This window comes from Streptomyces sp. NPDC058295 (assembly GCF_042880655.1).
In the GTDB taxonomy this organism is placed as follows: Bacteria; Actinomycetota; Actinomycetes; order Streptomycetales; family Streptomycetaceae; genus Streptomyces; species Streptomyces coriariae.
This window is the reverse complement of the sequence record NZ_JBHVYO010000009.1, coordinates 46,608-63,252: the sequence shown is the minus strand read 5'-3', so window position 1 is coordinate 63,252 and position 16,645 is coordinate 46,608. Positions and strand designations below refer to the sequence as shown.

Annotated in this window: 18 protein-coding genes; 11 read left to right on the top strand and 7 right to left on the bottom strand. The window is 71.9% G+C overall.

Annotated elements, in window-relative coordinates; genetic code table 11:
- Positions 1–6 precede the first annotated feature (6 nt).
- Entirely contained in the window at positions 7–1,086 is a 1,080-nt protein-coding gene (dapE, locus tag ACFVYS_RS11910) for a succinyl-diaminopimelate desuccinylase (protein WP_389501175.1), read from the top strand.
- Positions 1,087–1,196: 110 nt separating this feature from the next.
- Positions 1,197–1,955 carry a TIGR00730 family Rossman fold protein gene (locus ACFVYS_RS11905; protein WP_389501173.1) on the top strand — a complete coding sequence of 253 codons (759 nt, stop codon included), beginning with the start codon at positions 1,197–1,199 and terminating at the stop codon, positions 1,953–1,955.
- A gap of 123 nt (positions 1,956–2,078) precedes the next feature.
- Here the strand turns inward: ACFVYS_RS11905 and folP are convergent, their stop codons facing one another.
- Complete coding sequence (gene folP, locus ACFVYS_RS11900; RefSeq protein ID WP_389501171.1) at positions 2,079–2,939, bottom strand: dihydropteroate synthase; 861 nt, start codon at positions 2,937–2,939, stop codon at positions 2,079–2,081.
- A 124-nt stretch (positions 2,940–3,063) separates the two neighbouring features.
- On the opposite strand from folP, the gene ACFVYS_RS11895 reads away from it, so the two are divergent.
- Complete coding sequence (locus ACFVYS_RS11895; RefSeq protein WP_028806537.1) at positions 3,064–3,426, top strand: DivIVA domain-containing protein; 363 nt, start codon at positions 3,064–3,066, stop codon at positions 3,424–3,426.
- The gene (locus tag ACFVYS_RS11890) at positions 3,423–4,010 is read left to right on the top strand and encodes a DNA-3-methyladenine glycosylase I (RefSeq protein ID WP_389501169.1); all 588 of its coding nucleotides are present in this window, start codon (positions 3,423–3,425) and stop codon (positions 4,008–4,010) included. The genes ACFVYS_RS11895 and ACFVYS_RS11890 overlap by 4 nt, the downstream gene beginning before the upstream one ends.
- Before the next feature lie 77 nt (positions 4,011–4,087).
- On the opposite strand, the gene ACFVYS_RS11885 is transcribed toward ACFVYS_RS11890, so the two are convergent.
- Entirely contained in the window at positions 4,088–4,879 is a 792-nt protein-coding gene (locus tag ACFVYS_RS11885) for an enoyl-CoA hydratase/isomerase family protein (protein WP_389501167.1), read from the bottom strand.
- Positions 4,880–5,258: 379 nt separating this feature from the next.
- On the opposite strand from ACFVYS_RS11885, the gene ACFVYS_RS11880 reads away from it, so the two are divergent.
- Positions 5,259–5,426, top strand: a complete 168-nt coding sequence (locus tag ACFVYS_RS11880) for a DUF3117 domain-containing protein (protein ID WP_003966491.1) — start codon at positions 5,259–5,261, stop codon at positions 5,424–5,426.
- Positions 5,427–5,598: 172 nt separating this feature from the next.
- Here the strand turns inward: ACFVYS_RS11880 and ACFVYS_RS11875 are convergent, their stop codons facing one another.
- Positions 5,599–6,297, bottom strand: coding sequence for an O-methyltransferase (locus tag ACFVYS_RS11875; RefSeq protein WP_078615599.1), 699 nt, complete (start codon positions 6,295–6,297; stop codon positions 5,599–5,601).
- 238 nt (positions 6,298–6,535) lie between these two features.
- Here ACFVYS_RS11875 and sigE point away from each other — a divergent pair, with 238 nt between their 5' ends.
- Together sigE and ACFVYS_RS11865 are read left to right on the top strand one after the other, a co-directional pair.
- The gene (gene sigE, locus ACFVYS_RS11870; protein WP_389501452.1) at positions 6,536–7,252 is read left to right on the top strand and encodes an RNA polymerase sigma factor SigE; all 717 of its coding nucleotides are present in this window, start codon (positions 6,536–6,538) and stop codon (positions 7,250–7,252) included.
- On the top strand, positions 7,249–8,214 hold the full coding sequence (locus ACFVYS_RS11865; protein ID WP_389501165.1) for a zf-HC2 domain-containing protein: 966 nt from the start codon (positions 7,249–7,251) through the stop codon (positions 8,212–8,214). Before sigE ends, ACFVYS_RS11865 begins: the two co-directional genes overlap by 4 nt.
- Positions 8,215–8,932: 718 nt before the next feature.
- On the opposite strand, the gene ACFVYS_RS11860 is transcribed toward ACFVYS_RS11865, so the two are convergent.
- Positions 8,933–9,076: a hypothetical protein gene (locus tag ACFVYS_RS11860; RefSeq protein ID WP_389501466.1), complete on the bottom strand. Its 144-nt coding sequence runs from the start codon at positions 9,074–9,076 to the stop codon at positions 8,933–8,935.
- On the opposite strand from ACFVYS_RS11860, the gene ACFVYS_RS11855 reads away from it, so the two are divergent.
- The 3 genes from ACFVYS_RS11855 to ACFVYS_RS11845 all read left to right on the top strand — a co-directional run bounded on the left by ACFVYS_RS11855 (position 9,023) and on the right by ACFVYS_RS11845 (position 12,487).
- Positions 9,023–10,939 carry a trypsin-like peptidase domain-containing protein gene (locus ACFVYS_RS11855; protein ID WP_389501450.1) on the top strand — a complete coding sequence of 639 codons (1,917 nt, stop codon included), beginning with the start codon at positions 9,023–9,025 and terminating at the stop codon, positions 10,937–10,939. The genes ACFVYS_RS11860 and ACFVYS_RS11855 overlap by 54 nt on opposite strands.
- A gap of 248 nt (positions 10,940–11,187) precedes the next feature.
- Positions 11,188–11,658: a sec-independent translocase gene (locus tag ACFVYS_RS11850; protein WP_389501163.1), complete on the top strand. Its 471-nt coding sequence runs from the start codon at positions 11,188–11,190 to the stop codon at positions 11,656–11,658.
- 169 nt (positions 11,659–11,827) lie between these two features.
- Positions 11,828–12,487 (top strand): hypothetical protein, encoded by a 660-nt coding sequence (locus tag ACFVYS_RS11845; protein WP_389501162.1) that lies wholly within the window; start codon positions 11,828–11,830, stop codon positions 12,485–12,487.
- A gap of 99 nt (positions 12,488–12,586) precedes the next feature.
- Here ACFVYS_RS11845 and ACFVYS_RS11840 read toward each other — a convergent pair whose 3' ends face one another.
- From ACFVYS_RS11840 to ACFVYS_RS11830, 3 genes are read right to left on the bottom strand one after another with little or no spacing between them, the layout of a single operon-like run.
- Positions 12,587–13,720 (bottom strand): Mrp/NBP35 family ATP-binding protein, encoded by a 1,134-nt coding sequence (locus tag ACFVYS_RS11840; protein WP_389501160.1) that lies wholly within the window; start codon positions 13,718–13,720, stop codon positions 12,587–12,589.
- Between the two features lie 43 nt (positions 13,721–13,763).
- Entirely contained in the window at positions 13,764–14,360 is a 597-nt protein-coding gene (locus ACFVYS_RS11835; protein WP_389501158.1) for a DUF1003 domain-containing protein, read from the bottom strand.
- A complete protein-coding gene (locus ACFVYS_RS11830) occupies positions 14,350–15,645 on the bottom strand; it encodes a magnesium transporter MgtE N-terminal domain-containing protein (protein ID WP_389501156.1) in 1,296 nt (431 codons plus the stop codon). The genes ACFVYS_RS11835 and ACFVYS_RS11830 overlap by 11 nt, the downstream gene beginning before the upstream one ends.
- 211 nt (positions 15,646–15,856) lie before the next feature.
- On the opposite strand from ACFVYS_RS11830, the gene ACFVYS_RS11825 reads away from it, so the two are divergent.
- Positions 15,857–16,609 carry a hypothetical protein gene (locus ACFVYS_RS11825; RefSeq protein WP_389501154.1) on the top strand — a complete coding sequence of 251 codons (753 nt, stop codon included), beginning with the start codon at positions 15,857–15,859 and terminating at the stop codon, positions 16,607–16,609.
- Positions 16,610–16,645 lie beyond the last annotated feature (36 nt).

Sequence of the window (16,645 nt, the reverse complement as noted above, 5' to 3'; positions counted from 1 at the left end):
GACGGCATGGCCGACACCCCGCTTGACCTCACTCTGGACGCCGCCGCACTCACCGCGCGGCTCGTCGACTTCCGTTCGGAGAGCGGCACCGAGAAGCCGCTCGCGGACGCGATCGAGGCCGTCCTGCGTGCGCTGCCCCACCTCACGGTGGACCGTTACGGCAATAACGTGATCGCCCGCACGGACCTGGGCCGCGCGGAGCGTGTGGTCCTCGCCGGCCACATCGACACGGTCCCGATCGCCGACAACGTCCCCTCGCGGCTGGATGAGGACGGGGTCCTGTGGGGCTGCGGCACCTGCGACATGAAGTCCGGGGTCGCGGTCCAGCTGCGCATCGCGGCGACGGTCCCGGCACCCAACCGCGACCTGACCTTCGTCTTCTACGACAACGAGGAGGTCGCCGCCGACCTCAACGGCCTCAAGCACGTGGCCGAGCACCGCCCGGAGTGGCTGGCGGGCGACTTCGCGGTGCTGCTGGAGCCCTCCGACGGCCAGGTGGAGGGCGGCTGCCAGGGCACCCTGCGGGTCCTGCTGAAGACCAAGGGCGAGCGGTCCCACTCGGCGCGCAGCTGGATGGGCTCCAACGCCATCCACGCGGCGGCCCCGATCCTGGCCCGCCTCGCCGCCTACGAGCCGCGCTACCCGGTCATCGACGGCCTGGAGTACCGCGAGGGGCTCAACGCGGTCGGCATCACGGGAGGGGTGGCCGGCAACGTCATCCCCGACGAGTGCGTCGTCACCGTCAACTTCCGCTACGCGCCGGACCGGAGCGAGGCGGAGGCCGTCGACCACGTCCGCGAGGTCTTCGCCGACTGCGGGGTGGCGGAGTTCGTGGTCGACGACCACAGCCCGGCCGCCCTCCCCGGCCTCTCCCACCCGGCCGCGGCGGCCTTCATCAAGGCGGTCGGCGGCACCCCGATGCCCAAGTACGGCTGGACGGACGTGAGCCGTTTCTCCTCGCTGGGCGTCCCCGCGGTCAACTACGGCCCCGGCAACCCGCACTTGGCGCACAAGCGGGACGAGCGAGTGGAGACGGCCAAGATCCTGGCGGGCGAGGAGCGGCTGAGGGCCTGGCTCACCGCCTGAGAGGACGTTCGGCGTGTGGGCGCTTCAGGGCGGACACGCCGACGTCCCCCGTCCGTAACCCGCCTAGATCTACGCTGAGGTGGAACCAACGCAAGCGGAGGGAGCTCACCATGGCTACAGGGAACCCCGAGGGCAAGAAGCAGCCACCGGACGAACAGCGCCTGGGACCGGTCCTCCGCAGGCGGGACCAGGTGCAGTCGAGCACCACGGACCAGCGGCTGCTGGACGAACGCGCGCCTTCCGACTGGGTGCACACGGACCCCTGGCGGGTGCTGCGGATCCAGTCGGAGTTCATCGAGGGCTTCGGCACCCTCGCCGAACTCCCCCCGGCGATCAGCGTGTTCGGTTCCGCCCGCACCCCGGCGGGCTCCCCGGAGTACGAGGCCGGCGTACGGCTCGGCAGCGCCCTCGTCGACGCCGGCTGGGCCGTGATCACGGGCGGCGGCCCGGGCGCGATGGAGGCGGCCAACAAGGGGGCGTCCGAAGCGGGCGGCATCTCGGTGGGCCTGGGCATCGAGCTCCCCTTCGAGCAGGGCCTCAACCCGTACGTCGACATCGGCCTGAACTTCCGCTACTTCTTCGTGCGGAAGATGATGTTCGTGAAGTACGCGCAGGGCTTCGTGGTCCTGCCCGGCGGCCTCGGCACCCTGGACGAACTCTTCGAGGCACTCACCCTCGTCCAGACCCAGAAGGTCACCCGCTTCCCGATCGTCCTCTTCGGCACGGAGTACTGGGGCGGCCTGATCGACTGGCTGCGGAACACCCTGATCGCCCAGGGCAAGGCCTCCGAGAAGGACCTCCTTCTCTTCCACATCACGGACGACGTGGAGGAGGCCGTGGCCCTGGTGTCGAAGGAGGCGGGCCGCTAGGCGCGGACGAGCGGAGGGGCTCGTTCTCCGACGCCGGGCCGTGTGTTCCAGCCCGTCCGGCGTTCGAGGACGAGGCCCCTTCAGGGCCGAAGCGGGGGTCCGGGGGCGGCAGCCCCCAGGGGCCTAGGCCAGCCCCCGCCGGGCCACCGCCGGCGCCCGGTGCCCGGCGATCGACGCCACCATGTCCAGCACCTGCCGGGTCTCCGCCACCTCGTGCACCCGGTACACCTGCGCCCCCAGCCACGCCGACACGGCGGTCGTCGCCAGGGTCCCCACCACCCGCTCCTTCACCGGCCGGTCCAGCGTCTCGCCCACGAAGTCCTTGTTGGACAGGGACACCAGCACCGGCCACCCCGTCTCCACCATCTCCCCGAGCCGCCGGGTCGCCTCCAGGCCGTGCCGGGTGTTCTTCCCGAAGTCGTGCCCCGGATCGATCATGATCGACTCCCTCGGCACGCCCAGTTCCGCCGCCCGCTCCGCCAGCCCCACGGTCACCCGCAGGATGTCGGCCATGACGTCGTCGTACGTCACCCGGTGCGGACGGGTCCGCGGCTCGGCGCCGCCCGCGTGCGTGCACACCAGCCCCGCCCCGTACCGCGCCGCGACCTCCGCCAGCCGTGGATCGACGCCGCCCCAGGCGTCGTTGAGCACATCGGCCCCCGCCTCGCAGACCGCCTCGCCGACCTCGGCCCGCCAGGTGTCCACGCTGATGATCACGTCCGGGAAGCGCCGCCGCACCTCGGCCACGAAGCCGACGGTCCGCCGGGCCTCCTCCCGCGCGGTGACCTCTTCGCCGGGCCCGGCCTTGACGCCGCCGATGTCGATGATGGCCGCGCCCTCCGCCACCGCCTGCTCCACGCGTGCGAGGGCGGGCTCGTCACGGAAGGTGGCCCCCTGGTCGTAGAAGGAGTCGGGGGTCCGGTTCACGATCGCCATGATCACCGGCTCGTGCGCGCCGAATTCACGCCTGCCCAGCCTGAGCATCCCCTGTGACCTCTCCTAGTACGTCCTGCACATCCACCGCCTGCGACCCTAACCGTCGGACCCGCATGGCACGATCGGACCCAAGCACATCCACTCCGAGCACACCGAGCGTGGGGACCCACCGATGGTTATGTTCTTGTTCCTGGTCATCGCGCTCGCCGTCGTGGTCGCCGCGGTGACACTCGCCGTCGTGGGCGGCGGCGAGGGCACCGGCCCGCTGCCGGAGGTCGCCCCCGAGCGACTGCACGACCCGCTGCCCCCGGACCGCCCGGTCGACCGCTCCGACATCGACCACCTCCGCTTCCCGCTGGCCGTCCGCGGCTACCGCATGGCCGACGTGGACGACGCCCTCAACCGCGTCGCCGCCGAACTCGCCGAGCGTGACGCCCGCATCGCCGACCTGGAGTCCGCACTGGCCGGCGCCAGGACCCCGGCCGGCGGCGGCCACGTCTCCATGGAGAAGCCGGCCCCCGAGGACCAGCAGTGAGCGACGGGAGCGCCCTCGCCGGCGCGGACGGCGCGCTGCGCTGCCCCTGGGCCCTGTCCACGCCGGACTACGTGACCTACCACGACGAGGAGTGGGGCCGCCCGGTCCACGGCGACGACGCGCTGTTCGAACGCCTCAGCCTGGAGGCCTTCCAGTCCGGCCTGTCCTGGATCACGATCCTGCGCCGTCGGCCCGGCTTCCGCACCGCCTTCGCTGACTTCAAGATCGCCTCGGTCGCCGTCTTCACCGACGAGGACCGCACCCGCCTGCTCGCCGATCCGGGCATCATCCGCAACCGCGCCAAGGTCGACGCCACCCTCGCCAACGCGCGCGTGCTGGCCGACTGGGCGCCCGGTGACCTGGACGAGCTGATCTGGTCGCACGCCCCCGACCCGGCCGGCCGGCCGGTCCCGAGGACCCTGGCCGACGTGCCGGCGGTGACGGAGGAGTCGACGGCCCTGTCGAAGGCCCTGAAGAAGCGGGGCCTGCGCTTCGTGGGCCCGACGACGGCGTACGCGCTGATGCAGGCCTGCGGCCTGGTGGACGACCACCTGGAGACCTGCGTGGTGAGAACCGCCCCTTGAGGGGCGCGGGGCACCGCGCGACCGGTCACGACGGTCCCGCGGCCCCCGAAGCCGCTCCTGCGCTGCCGTGACCGGGGTCAGCGGCCCAGATACTTCGGCTCCTCCTTGTTGACGAAGGCCCGCACCGCGATCGCGTGGTCCTCGGAGGCTCCGGCCCGCGTCTGCAGCTCGTCCTCCCGGTTCAGCGTCTCGGCGAGCGAGTGGGAGGACCCGAAGGCCATCGCCTCCTTGATCGCCGCGTACGCCACCGTCGGCCCCTCGGCCAGCATCCGCGCCAGCTGCTCGGCGGCCGTGCGCAGCGAGGCCGCCGGTACGACCCGGTTGGCGATACCCAGCTCGTGCGCCTCCTGGGCCGTGATGCTGCGCGGGAAGAGCAGCAGGTCGGCGGCCCGGCCCGGACCGATCACCCGGGGCAGGGTCCACGAGACACCGGAGTCGGCGGTGAGCGCGACGCCCGCGAACGAGGTGTTGAAGGACGCCGTGTCGGCCACGACGCGGTAGTCCGCGGCCAGCGCGAAACCGAAACCGGCTCCGGCGGCGACCCCGTTCACGGCGGCGACCACCGGCTTCGGCGCCTCGGTCAGCGCCCGCACGATCGGGTTGTAGTGCTCGGCGACCGTGCTCATGACCTGCTTCGACCCTTCGGCCAGCAGCCCGATGTGCTCCTTCAGGTCCTGTCCCACACAGAACGCCCGCTCGCCGGCGGCGGTCAGCAGGACGGCCCGCACGGCGTCGTCGGCAGCCGCGGACTGGACCGCGTCCCGGAGGGCGACCTTGGTCGCGACGTTCAGCGCGTTCATCGCCTCGGGGCGGTTCAGCGTGATCGTCGCGAGCCCGTCGCTCACCTCGTAGAGCACGGTGTCTGCCATGGCGTTTCCCCTCCGTGTCGCGGCTCCGGCGTACTACTGGTCAGTACGTCGGTGTACCAGGACAGCATGTCGGAGATCATCGTCCGCGGACCGGACCCGACATGTGACCTGCGTCAAAGAAATTCGGGACGGTTTCCGGTGCGCGGAAGTCCGTGCGGCGGTGCAGTATCGCAGCCACATCGCCGAATTGAGTGGTTTTGCTCGCGCGCGTTGCCCAAGCGATGCCGACTGATGTTGGTCATCGGGTCCTGAGATGCGGGATAATGGCCTGGAAGCAATGTGTTCGATGCCGGTGTCGTGTGTCCTTCGCTGGACCGCGGCTGCCCTCCACGGGGCCGTCGGCTTTGGCGATGAGCTGGTTTCAGGAAGGGGAACGAGCATGGCGGCCATGAAGCCGCGAACGGGTGACGGCCCGCTCGAGGTGACCAAGGAGGGGCGGGGCATCGTCATGCGCGTTCCGCTCGAAGGCGGCGGTCGACTCGTCGTCGAGCTGACCCCCGATGAGGCCGACGCGCTCGGCGACGCCCTCAAGAAGGTCGTCGGCTGACGCGCAAGCGACCCTACTCTTTCGACCGCTCCGGCATCCCTCAGGGTGCCGGAGCGGTTGTTTTCTCAGCTTTCCCGCGGTCCGTGGGGGCCGCATGGCCCGAAAGGCCCAAAGGCCGCCCACGGGCCCGCGGGGCGCGGCGCGATCCGCGCACCTTCGGACTCGGCCGGACTCAGCGCTTGACCGCGCACAGCAGTCCGTCGCCCACCGGGAGCAGTGAAGGCACCAGCTCCTGGCTCTCGCGCACCGCCCGCAGCAGCTCCCGGATCCTTATGACCTCCGTGGGCTGCGGTCCGGAATCGACGGTGCGGCCGTTGGCGAAGACACCCTCGAAGACGACGAGTCCTCCCGGCCGCAGCAGGCGCAACGATTCAGCGAGGTACTCCATGAGTTCCAGCCGGTCGCCGTCGCAGAAGACGAGGTCGTAGCCGGCGTCCGCGAGACGGGGCAGGACGTCGAGCGCGCGGCCGGGGATGAACCGGGCCCGGTTGCTGGCGAAGCCACAGGCGCGAAAGGCCTGGCGGGCGAACTGCTGGTGCTCCGGCTCGGGGTCGACGGTCGTCAGGACGCCGTCCGGGCGCATTCCGTGCAGCAGGTGGATCCCGGAGACGCCGGTGCCGGTACCGATCTCCGCGACCGCCTTGGCATCCACGGTGGCGGCGAGCATCCGCAGCGCGGCGCCCGTGCTCGGCGACACCGAGCGCAGCCCTGCCTCGCGGGCCCGGTCACGGGCCCAGTGCAGCGCTTCGTCCTCGGCGGCATAGGCGTCGGCGAACGCCCAGCTTGCCTGCCGGTTGCCGCTAATGACCCTCTCCTGTCCCCGTGGTTGCCTGGGCGTGACTGTATCCGTTGCCGCCGGGAACCCGCAGATGGGACCGCGCGTTTGAAGGGGTGGGAACGACAACGGGGGGACACGGTTGGATCACGACGAGGGACCGGGTGTCGAGCAAGTGCTGACGCAGCCGTATGAGCCGTATCAGCACAGATCAATTTCTCGTAAAACCGCTTATCCGGAGCTAACGGGCGAGGTGGCTATGGTAGGGGCTCCACTGGACATCACCACCAGAGCCGACAGGGGAGGTGCGGCCGCGCCCGTGGATCGGGGAGGAGTGCTGCGGCGCTTTCTCGGTTCGGCAGGCAGGCCGAAATCCGTGAACGACACCGCTGCTGACCACAGCCAGGCCGCAGGCACCGCCGCCGGCCCCGCCCAGACCGCGACCTTCACCACCGACGCGGACGGGCAGGCGTGGACTCCGCCCACGTGGGAGGAGATCGTCAGCATGCACAGCGGCCGGGTCTACCGCCTCGCCTACCGCCTGACCGGTAACCAGCACGACGCCGAGGACCTCACCCAGGAGGTCTTCGTCCGCGTCTTCCGCTCCCTCTCCACGTACACCCCGGGGACCTTCGAGGGCTGGCTGCACCGCATCACCACCAACCTCTTCCTGGACATGGTCCGCCGCAAGCAGCGCATCCGCTTCGACGCGCTGGGCGACGACGCGGCCGAGCGGCTGCCCAGCAAGGAGCCCACCCCTCAGCAGCTCTTCAACGACGCCCACTTCGACGCGGACGTCCAGCAGGCCCTCGACACCCTCGCACCGGAGTTCCGCGCCGCGGTCGTCCTGTGTGACATCGAAGGCCTGTCCTACGAGGAGATCGCCGCGACCCTGGGCGTCAAGCTGGGCACGGTCCGCTCGCGCATCCACCGCGGCCGTTCGCAGCTGCGCAAGGCCCTCGCGCACCGCTCGCCCGAAGCGCGGGCCGAGCGCCGCTCCTTCGTACCCCGTGTGCCCGCTCTGGGAGGAGGAAGGGGAGCGACCGCGTGAGTGGATCCCGACACAACTCCGCCGAGAGGCTCCTCGCGGAGCAGCACCTCGGAGACCGCCTCTCCGCCCTGGTGGACGGCGAACTCGGTCATGACACCCGCGAGCGGGTGCTGGCGCATCTGGCGACCTGTCCGAAATGCAAGTCGGAGGTCGACGCACAGCGTCGGCTGAAGAACGTCTTCGCGGAAATCGCCCCGCCGGCCCCCTCCGAAAGCTTCCTGGCCCGCCTCCAGGGGCTTCCCGGCGGAGGCGACCCGGACGGCGGCGGCACTCCGCTGCGCGGGGGCGGATTCGCCGACGGAGTCTTCGGAGTGAGCGGAACCGGACGGGACGAACCGTTCGAGTTCGGCTACGTACCCGCCCACGGCCACGGCTCCTTCCTGTCACCGGCCTCGGACCGGGGCTTCCGCATCCACCCCGTCGGCCGTGGCGACCGCCATGACGCCGAGCGTTCGCGCGGTATGCGGTTCGCGTTCGTCGCCGCCGGCGCGGTGTCGCTGGCCGCGATCGCGCTGGGCGGCATGACGACCGTCGCGCCGATCGACACCACCGCCGACGGCCGTGGGGGCGCGGGCTCCGGGAGCAATGTGACACCGGCCCGTACCCCGGGCACGGGCTCGGCGACGGCGCCCGAGAACCAGCGCCGCCGTTCCGTCGGCCCACTGCTCTCCCAGGGCGGCCAGCTCGGCGACACCCCGGTCGCCCCGACCGAGGTGTCCGCACCGCTGCTGCCCGGCGTGCCCGCCCCGGCCGCCGGTCCGGTCGAGCAGGCCCTGCACCGGCTCACCTCGCCCATGGTGGCCGGCGCCGCGGTGATGTCCCCGCTGATACGCCCGCTCGGCACCACCCCGCCGATCACCCTGACCTCCCTGACCACCGCTCCGGAGGTCACCGGGACCGGTCTGCTCGCCGCACCCGTCCCCGCCACCACCACCTCGCCTTCCTCGCAGAACACCCGCTGACCCAGGCCCTGCGCCGCGCCGCCACGAACCTGGTTGAATCCAGGGAGGTTCCGGGGAGGACCGCGCCCTGCCAGGCAGCCGGGCGCGAAGGCGGGCGGGGGAGAGCATGGACGACGGGAAGCCCACGAGGGCGAAGTGGTGGAGCCGGCCTCGACCGCAGGCGTCCCCGGGGCGACAGAGCCCCGCGGACCCGGTCGACGCCACGACGGCGGAGCCGGCCCCCGAGGAGACCGTCAGCCGCGAGCCGTCGACCAGGACCGAGGACGAAGGCGACTTCGAACTGGCCCGACCCGCACGGCCGACACCCCCCACCGACGACGGCGACTATGAACTGAGCCGCCCCGCAGCAGAAACGGCTCCTCCACCGACGCCCCCGGCCTCGTTGGGTGCGTCTGGTGCGCCTGATGCGCCTGATGCGCCTGATGGGCCTGATGGGCCTGATGCGTCTGGTGCGTCTGGTGCGTCTGATGGGCCTGCCGCGCCTGCTGCGTTTGCCGGGTCTGCTGCGGCTGCCTCGGAGGCTCTGGCCGCTCCGGCTGCTCCGGCCCCGGCCGCCTCGGAGGCCCTCACTGCGCTGGCAGCTTCGGAGGCCCCGGTGGCCCCGGTGGCCCCGGTGGCCCCGGTGGCCCCGGTGGGCCCGGTGGCCCCGGTGGCCCCGGAGGCTCCGGTGGGCCCGGTGGGCCCGGTGGGCCCGGTCGGCTCGGGGGCCTCGGCTGCTTCAGAGGGTCCGGCTGTTTCGGCTGCCCCGCCGGAGCGGATCGGCCTGGAGGGTCTGGTCGGCCAGGCCGACGCCGTCGCCTCCGTCGAGGTGCCTGTCACCGAGCCGCCGCCGGTCACCGGCGAGCGGCCCAAGCCTCTGCACGACCCCGACCCCTACAGCACCCCGCCGTACGGTGAACCGGGCCCCTGGGCGCCCGCGCCACCGGTCCAGCACCCGACGGCGACCTCCACGCCCTCTGGGGCCGCACAGGGCGCCGCGTCGGCCGCGCACGCGCCCGCGCTCGCCACGGTGCCGATGGCCGTGGGATCTGCGGACCCCGGAACGGCGACCGCGCCTGCCGCGCCTGCCGCGCCTGCCGCGCCCGTCTCGTCCGCCGTCCCCGCCGGGCCGAGCGCACCCGCCGCACCTGCCACGTCCGGCGCACCTGTCATGCCCACCGAACCTGCGGTGCCGGTCACGCCTGCCGTTCCCGCCGGACCTGCCGTGCCCGGACTTGCCGCACCCGCCGTACGCGTCACATCTGCCGTTCCCGCCGCACCCGTCACATCCGCCGTGCCCGTCGCGCCTGTCCCACCTGCCGTGTCCGGCCCGCCCGTCGCACCTGCCGCACCCCCCACCCCTGCCGCGCCCGCCGCGCCCGTCACATCTGCCGCGCCCGCCGTGCCCGTCGGTGGTTCGGTCGGGGGGCAGGGGGCCGCCGGGGATCCCGGGACCGCGCGCACCGCCGGCCCCTGGCAGCGCTACGACCCCTGGTCCGCCGACCCCCTCGCCGGGGCCGCGGCTTCCGGAGGTCCGGGGGGCGGAGCGCTCGTCGGTGGGCCTCTTCAGTACCAGGGTGCGGGCGGGCATGGCCGCTACCCCGCGACGGGTGTCCTCACCGAGTCCCAGCAGCGCAGGCGGCTGAGGGGGCGGCTGGTCGGGGGAGCGCTGGCCATCGCGCTGGTCGCCGGCGGGCTCGGCGGAGCCGTGGGCGTCTATCTGGAGCGCAACGGCGGGCTCGACCCGGTGGAGCTGCCGCAGGCCGCCGCGGCGCCCACCGGGCGGTCCGCGGACAGCGTGGCCGGGATCGCCGCGCGCGCCCTGCCCGGCGTCGTCACGCTGCATGTCAGTGGAAGCAAGGAGTCCGGTACCGGTACCGGCTTCGTGCTCGACTCGCTCGGCCACATCCTCACCAACAACCACGTCGTCGAGCCCGCCGGAGGCGACGGCCGGATAACCGTCGTGTTCAACGGGGGACAGACCGCCGAGGCCGAGGTCGTCGGCCGGGACAGCGGCTACGACCTCGCCGTGGTGCGGGTGACCGGGGTGAAAGGGCTGAAGCCCCTGTACCTCGGCAACTCCGACAACGTCCGGGTCGGTGACCCGGTCGTCGCCATCGGCGCCCCCTTCGACCTCGAGGGCACCGTCACCAGCGGCATCATCAGCGCCAAGGAACGGCCCATCACCGCCGGTGGCGGGAGCGGGGACGGGAGCGACGTGTCGTACGTCGACGCCCTCCAGACCGACGCGCCGATCAACCCGGGGAACTCCGGCGGCCCCCTGCTCGACGCGCGGGGTCATGTCATCGGCATCAACTCCGCCATCCGTTCCGCCGACGACGGCACCGACTCCGGCACCGCCCGGGCCGGCTCGATCGGCCTGGGTTTCGCCATCCCGGTCAACCAGGGCAAGCGCGTCGCCGAGGAGCTGATCAACACCGGTAGGGCCACCCACCCGGTCATCGGCGTCACGCTCGACATGGACTACGCGGGCGACGGCGCCCGGGTCGGCACGGCGGACAGCGCCGCGGGCGACCCGGTCACCGCGGGCGGGCCCGCCGACCGGGCCGGCGTCCGCGCGGGGGACGTCATCACGGAGATCGACGGCCGGCGCGTCCACTCCGGCGAGGAGCTGATCGTCAAGACCCGTGCCCACCGTCCCGGTGACCGGCTGGCGCTGACGATCGAACGGGACGGCGGGCAACGCACCCTCACCCTGGTCCTCGGCTCGTCCGGCGGCGGCTGACGGGGCCCGCCCCCTTTTCCGGCGCTTTCCCAGGGATTGACAGAAACGTCACAGGTCGGGCCCCGAAACCCGGTCCCACAAGGCAAACAACGCGAAAAACCGGCCGCGTACACGTACGCGGACGCCCCCGGACGGTACCGGTCGGACAGGTGCGACAGGTACCGTGGACCCGGCCCGGACCACGGAAGACCCGACTTGACCACCGAGGGCCGAGGGCCGAGGGCCGCGGACATCGCAAGGAGCTTCAGGTGTTCAATGACATAGGACCGCTCGAGCTGGTGACGATCGTCGTCCTGGCCGTGCTCGTCTTCGGTCCGGACAAGCTCCCGAAGGTCATCCAGGACGTGATGCGTACCGTCCGGAAGATCCGTGAGTTCTCGGAGAGCGCCAAGGCGGACATCCGCAGCGAACTGGGTCCGGAGTTCAAGGACTTCGAGTTCGAGGACCTCAACCCCAAGACGTTCATCCGCAAGCAGATGGACAACGACGAGCTGGGGCTCAAGGAGATCCGCAACGGCTTCGACCTGAAGAAGGAGATGGCCGAAGTCACGGACGCGGTCCACAGCCGCGACACGGACGGAGCCGTCTCGGGTTCGGCCGCCTCGGCGATTTCGTCGGGTTCGGGGGCGTCTTCGGGAGACGGTCGTATCGACATGACCAAGAAGCCCGAGGAGCCCGCCAGGGACGACCGTCCGCCCTACGACGCGGACGCCACCTGAGTGACTCGCGCCCCCCGATGTGAGGGGGCGCACGCCGCACGCGCCGGGCGGCTTCCCGGCAGCGCGGAGCGGGGTGGCTATGCTGCCTGGTTGTTGTGCGGAGCGGACGAGTACGCCCGAAGGGGGGCGGGCCGGTCGTTCCGTCGAGAACGAGGAGGCGTCCGGGCACATGGAGACGACGAGTCGGGCAGTCGAACAGACGCCGGCCGCGGAGGGCGGACAACAGGTCCCCTCCGCCCGGCGTACGGTCGACGGCTACTTGGAGGCACCCTTCCCCTGGTACGGCCTCGACGAGGCCTTCACGGGGCCGCGCTGGCTGATGCAGGTGGGTGCGGCGGCCGACGGTGCCGTAGAGCACGGTTCCATCGGTCACGGCGACGAACCCTCCGTACGGCACGAGACGGCCGGTGAGGACCGCGGGAAGTTCGCGGTCGTGGTGACCGTCGCCGCGAACCCCGTACGGCGCAGTCCGGACGGCACGGGCCTGCTGGAGGCCACCTCGGTGTCCTCGGCGGCCTGGCTGGCGGGGGTGGGCCTGCTGACCTTCACCTGGCCGGGCCAGATGGACCACAGCCTGCGCGACGACTGGCTGGACCAGCAGACGGAGACGGCGTGGGTCCTCGCCGACGACCTCGCGGGACCGGACTGGTCGACGCTGTCCCTGCCGGTCGACGGCGTGCCGACGTCCTTCCACTACCGCGAGTCGGAGTTCGGCTGGGTGCTGGCCGGCTCGACCTCGCAAGGGGTGCACGTGGGGGCGTACGGGAGGGGCATGAGCGCGTACGGCCTCGGTTTCGCCATGATCAAGGACATCGAGACCTACGCCTGATCAGCCGCACGAGAGCGGGGGCGCCGTCCGTGCTGGACGACGCCCCCGCTGTCGTGGGAAGGCGAGCCACGGGACTCGCGGCCGGGCCGGAACCCCGGGCTAGAACTTGTTCCTGGGCGTGATGCCGAGCGACAGACCCGAGAGACCGCGCTGCCTGCCGCCCAGCTTGCCCGCGATGGCCCGCAGGGCGGAGCCCGCCGGGGACTCCGGGTCGGTCAGGACGACCGGCTTGCCCTCGTCACCGCCCTCGCGCAGCCGGACGTCGATCGGGATGGAGCCGAGCACCGGGACGTTCGCGCCGGTCGTGCGGGTGAGGCCCTCGGCCACCGACTGTCCGCCGCCCGTGCCGAAGACGTCGACCATCTCCCCGCAGTGCGGGCAGGGCAGACCGGACATGTTCTCGACCACGCCGACGATCTTCTGGTGGGTCTGGACGGCGATGGAGCCCGCCCGCTCGGCCACCTCGGCCGCCGCCTGCTGCGGGGTCGTCACGACCAGGATCTCGGCGTTCGGGACCAGCTGCGCCACGGAGATCGCGATGTCGCCGGTGCCCGGCGGGAGGTCGAGCAGCAGCACGTCCAGGTCGCCCCAGTACACGTCGGCCAGGAACTGCTGGAGCGCGCGGTGCAGCATCGGGCCGCGCCAGACGACCGGGGCGTTGCCCGGGGTGAACATGCCGATGGAGATGACCTTCACGCCGTGCGCGGACGGCGGCATGATCATGTTCTCGACCTGGGTGGGACGGCCGTCCGCGCCCAGCATGCGCGGCACGCTGTGGCCGTAGATGTCGGCGTCGACGACACCCACCTTCAGACCGTCGGCCGCCATCGCCGCCGCCAGGTTCACCGTCACCGACGACTTGCCGACGCCGCCCTTGCCGGACGCGACCGCGTACACCCGGGTCAGCGAGCCGGGCTTGGCGAACGGGACCTCACGCTCGGTCTGGCCGCCGCGCAGGGCGTTCGCCAGTTCCTTGCGCTGCTCGTCGCTCATGACGTCGAGCGTGACGTCGACGCGGGTGACGCCGTCCACCGCGGCGACCGCGTCGGTCACCCGCTGGGTGATCGTCTCGCGCATCGGGCAGCCGGAGACCGTCAGGTACACGGCGACCGCGACCGTCCCGTCCGCGTAGATCTCCACCGACTTCACCATCCCGAGTTCGGTGATGGGCCGGTTGATCTCGGGGTCGTTCACCGTCGCCAGTGCCTCGCGCACCGCGTCTTCGCTAGCCATAGGGACGATGGTACGGCGCTTGGCGGGGGCGCAGGTAAGCCTGTCACCGGTCTTCTACGTCACGTCCCCGCGACCGTTCTGCCGGGAATACGGCATGTTCGCGATGCCCGTCCTGCCGTTCCTCCAGTTCCTTGACCATGTCCTGGAGCTCCGAGCGGATCCAGTCCCTGGTCGCGACCTCGCCGAGACCGATCCGCAGGGCGGCGATCTCCCGGGTCAGATACTCGGTGTCGGCGATGGACCGCTCGTTCGACTTGCGGTCCTGCTCGAGGTTGACCCGGTCACGGTCGTCCTGCCGGTTCTGCGCGAGCAGGATCAGCGGGGCCGCGTAGGAGGCCTGGAGCGACAGCATCAGCGTCAGGAAGATGAAGGGGTAGTTGTCGAAGCGCAGGTCGCTCGGGGCGAAGATGTTCCACAGGACCCAGACGATGATGACGATCGTCATCCAGACGATGAACCGCCCGGTGCCCAGGAACCGCGCGATGCGCTCCGAGAGCCGCCCGAAGGCCTCCGGGTCCCACTCGGGCAGGATCCGGTGCCGGGGCGGCCGCGGCTGGTCCAGCCGGGCCCGGGGGCGGCTGGTCGCCGTGGCGCCGGCCGGGGTGCGGTCGACGCGCCCGGTCTCGCGGTCAGGAGTCATGCGGGCCCCCCTCCTCGGTCGTGTCCTCGTCGAGGTGGAACTCCGTCTCCCGCCAGTCCTCCGGCAGCATGTGGTCCAGGACGTCGTCCACGGTCACCGCGCCCAGCAGCGAGCCCGCCTCGTCGACCACGGGCGCCGCGACCATGTCGTACGTCGCGAAGAACCCGGCGACGACGGGCAGCGCCGCGTCCGGCGCCAGGGCCTGGAGATCGTCGTCGAGCATCGAGCTGACCAGCGTGTACGGGGGGTCGCGCAGCAGCCGCTGGAAGTGCACCGTGCCGAGGTACTTGCCGGTCGGGGTCTCGTCGGGCGGGCGGCAGACGTAGACCTGCGCGGCGAGGGCGGGGGAGAGGTCGCGGTTGCGCACCCGTGCGAGGGCGTCGGCGACGGTGGCGTCGGGGCGCAGGATGATCGGCTCGGTGGTCATCAGGCCGCCCGCGGTGTGCTCCTCGTACGACAACAGGCGCCGCATGTCGGCCGCGTCGTCGGGCTGCATCAGGCTCAGCAGCCGCTCCTGGTCCTGCTCCGGGAGTTCGGAGAGCAGGTCGGCCGCGTCGTCGGGGTCCATGGCCTCCAGGACGTCCGCCGCGCGCTCCTCCTTCAGCTTGCCGAGGATCTCGATCTGGTCGTCCTCCGGGAGCTCCTCGAGGACGTCGGCGAGACGGTCGTCGTCGAGCGCGGCGGCGACCTCCGCGCGCCGCTTCGGCGACAGATGGTGCAGGACGTTGGCGAGGTCGGCGGGGCGCAGCTGCTCGAAGGTGGCGAGGAGGCTCTCCGCGCCCTGTCCGTGCTCCTCCAGCGAGAACCCGGTGACCGCCGACCACTCCACGGTCAGCGTCTCGCCCTTCGCCCGCCGGAAGGCGCTCGCCCTCTTCCCCTTGCGCACGAAGACCCGGTCGAGCTCCCAGTCCCGGCGGGCCGGCAGCTGCTGCACCGACACGTCGAGGACGGTGACCTCCTCGCCGGTCTCGCCGAGCGTGACGCGCCGGTCGAGCAGCTCCCCGAAGACGAGGCGCTCGGTGGGCCGCTGTTCGAAGCGGCGGACGTTGAGCACGCCGGTGGTGATGACCTGGCCGGACTCGATGCCGGTCACCCGGGTCATGGGCAGGAAGATACGGCGCCGGGTGGACAGTTCGACGACCAGTCCGAGCACCCTCGGCGGCCTCCGCCGCACCCGCAGCACGACGACCAGATCGCGTACCCGCCCCACCTGGTCGCCGCTCGGGTCGAAGACCGGAACGCCGGAGAGGTGCGAGACGAAGATCCGCGGGGCGCCCGCCACCATGACCGCACCTCCTTCTTCCGTACAGCCGTCAGGGCTGTTGCCGGTGATGTTCTTTTCCCAATTGCCCGCTCGTGCGGGCTTCAGGCTAGCCCGTCCCGATCGGATCCGCCCTGGTGGGCGGTCCGGACGGACTGGCTCCGCTCGGGCGCCGCGACCCCGGTACGCTGCCGTACGCCGCTCAGCACACCCCCGCAGAAAGGCGGCCTTCTCTGTGACTGCGATTCCCCAGGGCCGAACTCGCCGCGCCTCACTGGTCAGCGCGATGTGCGCACTGGTCGTGGGCATGGGACTGACGGGATGCGGCGAGGACCCGGACGCGGGCACGAACGGGGTGGGCAAGCTGTCCGCCGCGCAGATCCAGGCGAAGACGAAGGCCGCGGCCGGTGCCGTGGACGAGGTGCGGCTCTCCGGGAGCGTGGTCACCAGCGGGCACACGTACACGCTGGACATGAGCCTGAAGGCGGACGGCGGCACCGGGTCGGTCACCGCGGAGGGCGCCACCTTCCACCTGCTGCGGGTCGGCGAGCAGCTGTTCCTGAAGGCCGACGCGGCCTTCTGGAACAAGGAGGACGGCAAGTCCGGCGAGGACGGTTCGGACACGGCGGCCGCCGACAAGCTCGACGGCAAGTACGTGAAGGTGCCGACGGGCGACCCCTCGTACAAGAAGTTCAGCGGCTTCACGGACAAGGACCTCCTCCTCGACGGTCTGCTGTCGCTGCACGGCTCGTTGGCCACCGACGGCCACCACGAGCAGTCCGGCGTCCGGACGATCCGCATCACCGGCGACGGCGGTTCCGGCGGCAAGCTGGACGTGTCGCTGGAGGGCAAGCCCTACCCGCTGCGCCTGGAGCGCGCCGGCGGAGCCGGAACGCTGAGCTTCTCCTCCTGGGGCAAGGACTTCGTCCTGAAGGAACCGGCGAAGGACGAGACGGTGGACTACGGCAAGCAGCTCCCGACCTCGTGAGCGGCCGCTCGTGGCCCCGGCTGCTCGCGGTACCGG

Coding starts and splice junctions, on each gene's coding strand:
- ACFVYS_RS11840 (WP_389501160.1), bottom strand. CDS start 13,720: ATGGCTAGCGAAGACGCGGTGCGCGAGGCACTGGCGACGGTGAACGAC.
- dapE (WP_389501175.1), top strand. CDS start 7: ATGGCCGACACCCCGCTTGACCTCACTCTGGACGCCGCCGCACTCACC.
- ACFVYS_RS11880 (WP_003966491.1), top strand. CDS start 5,259: ATGGCGGCCATGAAGCCGCGAACGGGTGACGGCCCGCTCGAGGTGACC.
- ACFVYS_RS11835 (WP_389501158.1), bottom strand. CDS start 14,360: ATGACTCCTGACCGCGAGACCGGGCGCGTCGACCGCACCCCGGCCGGC.
- folP (WP_389501171.1), bottom strand. CDS start 2,939: ATGCTCAGGCTGGGCAGGCGTGAATTCGGCGCGCACGAGCCGGTGATC.
- ACFVYS_RS11895 (WP_028806537.1), top strand. CDS start 3,064: ATGGTTATGTTCTTGTTCCTGGTCATCGCGCTCGCCGTCGTGGTCGCC.
- ACFVYS_RS11885 (WP_389501167.1), bottom strand. CDS start 4,879: ATGGCAGACACCGTGCTCTACGAGGTGAGCGACGGGCTCGCGACGATC.
- ACFVYS_RS11905 (WP_389501173.1), top strand. CDS start 1,197: ATGGCTACAGGGAACCCCGAGGGCAAGAAGCAGCCACCGGACGAACAG.
- ACFVYS_RS11845 (WP_389501162.1), top strand. CDS start 11,828: ATGGAGACGACGAGTCGGGCAGTCGAACAGACGCCGGCCGCGGAGGGC.
- ACFVYS_RS11830 (WP_389501156.1), bottom strand. CDS start 15,645: ATGGTGGCGGGCGCCCCGCGGATCTTCGTCTCGCACCTCTCCGGCGTT.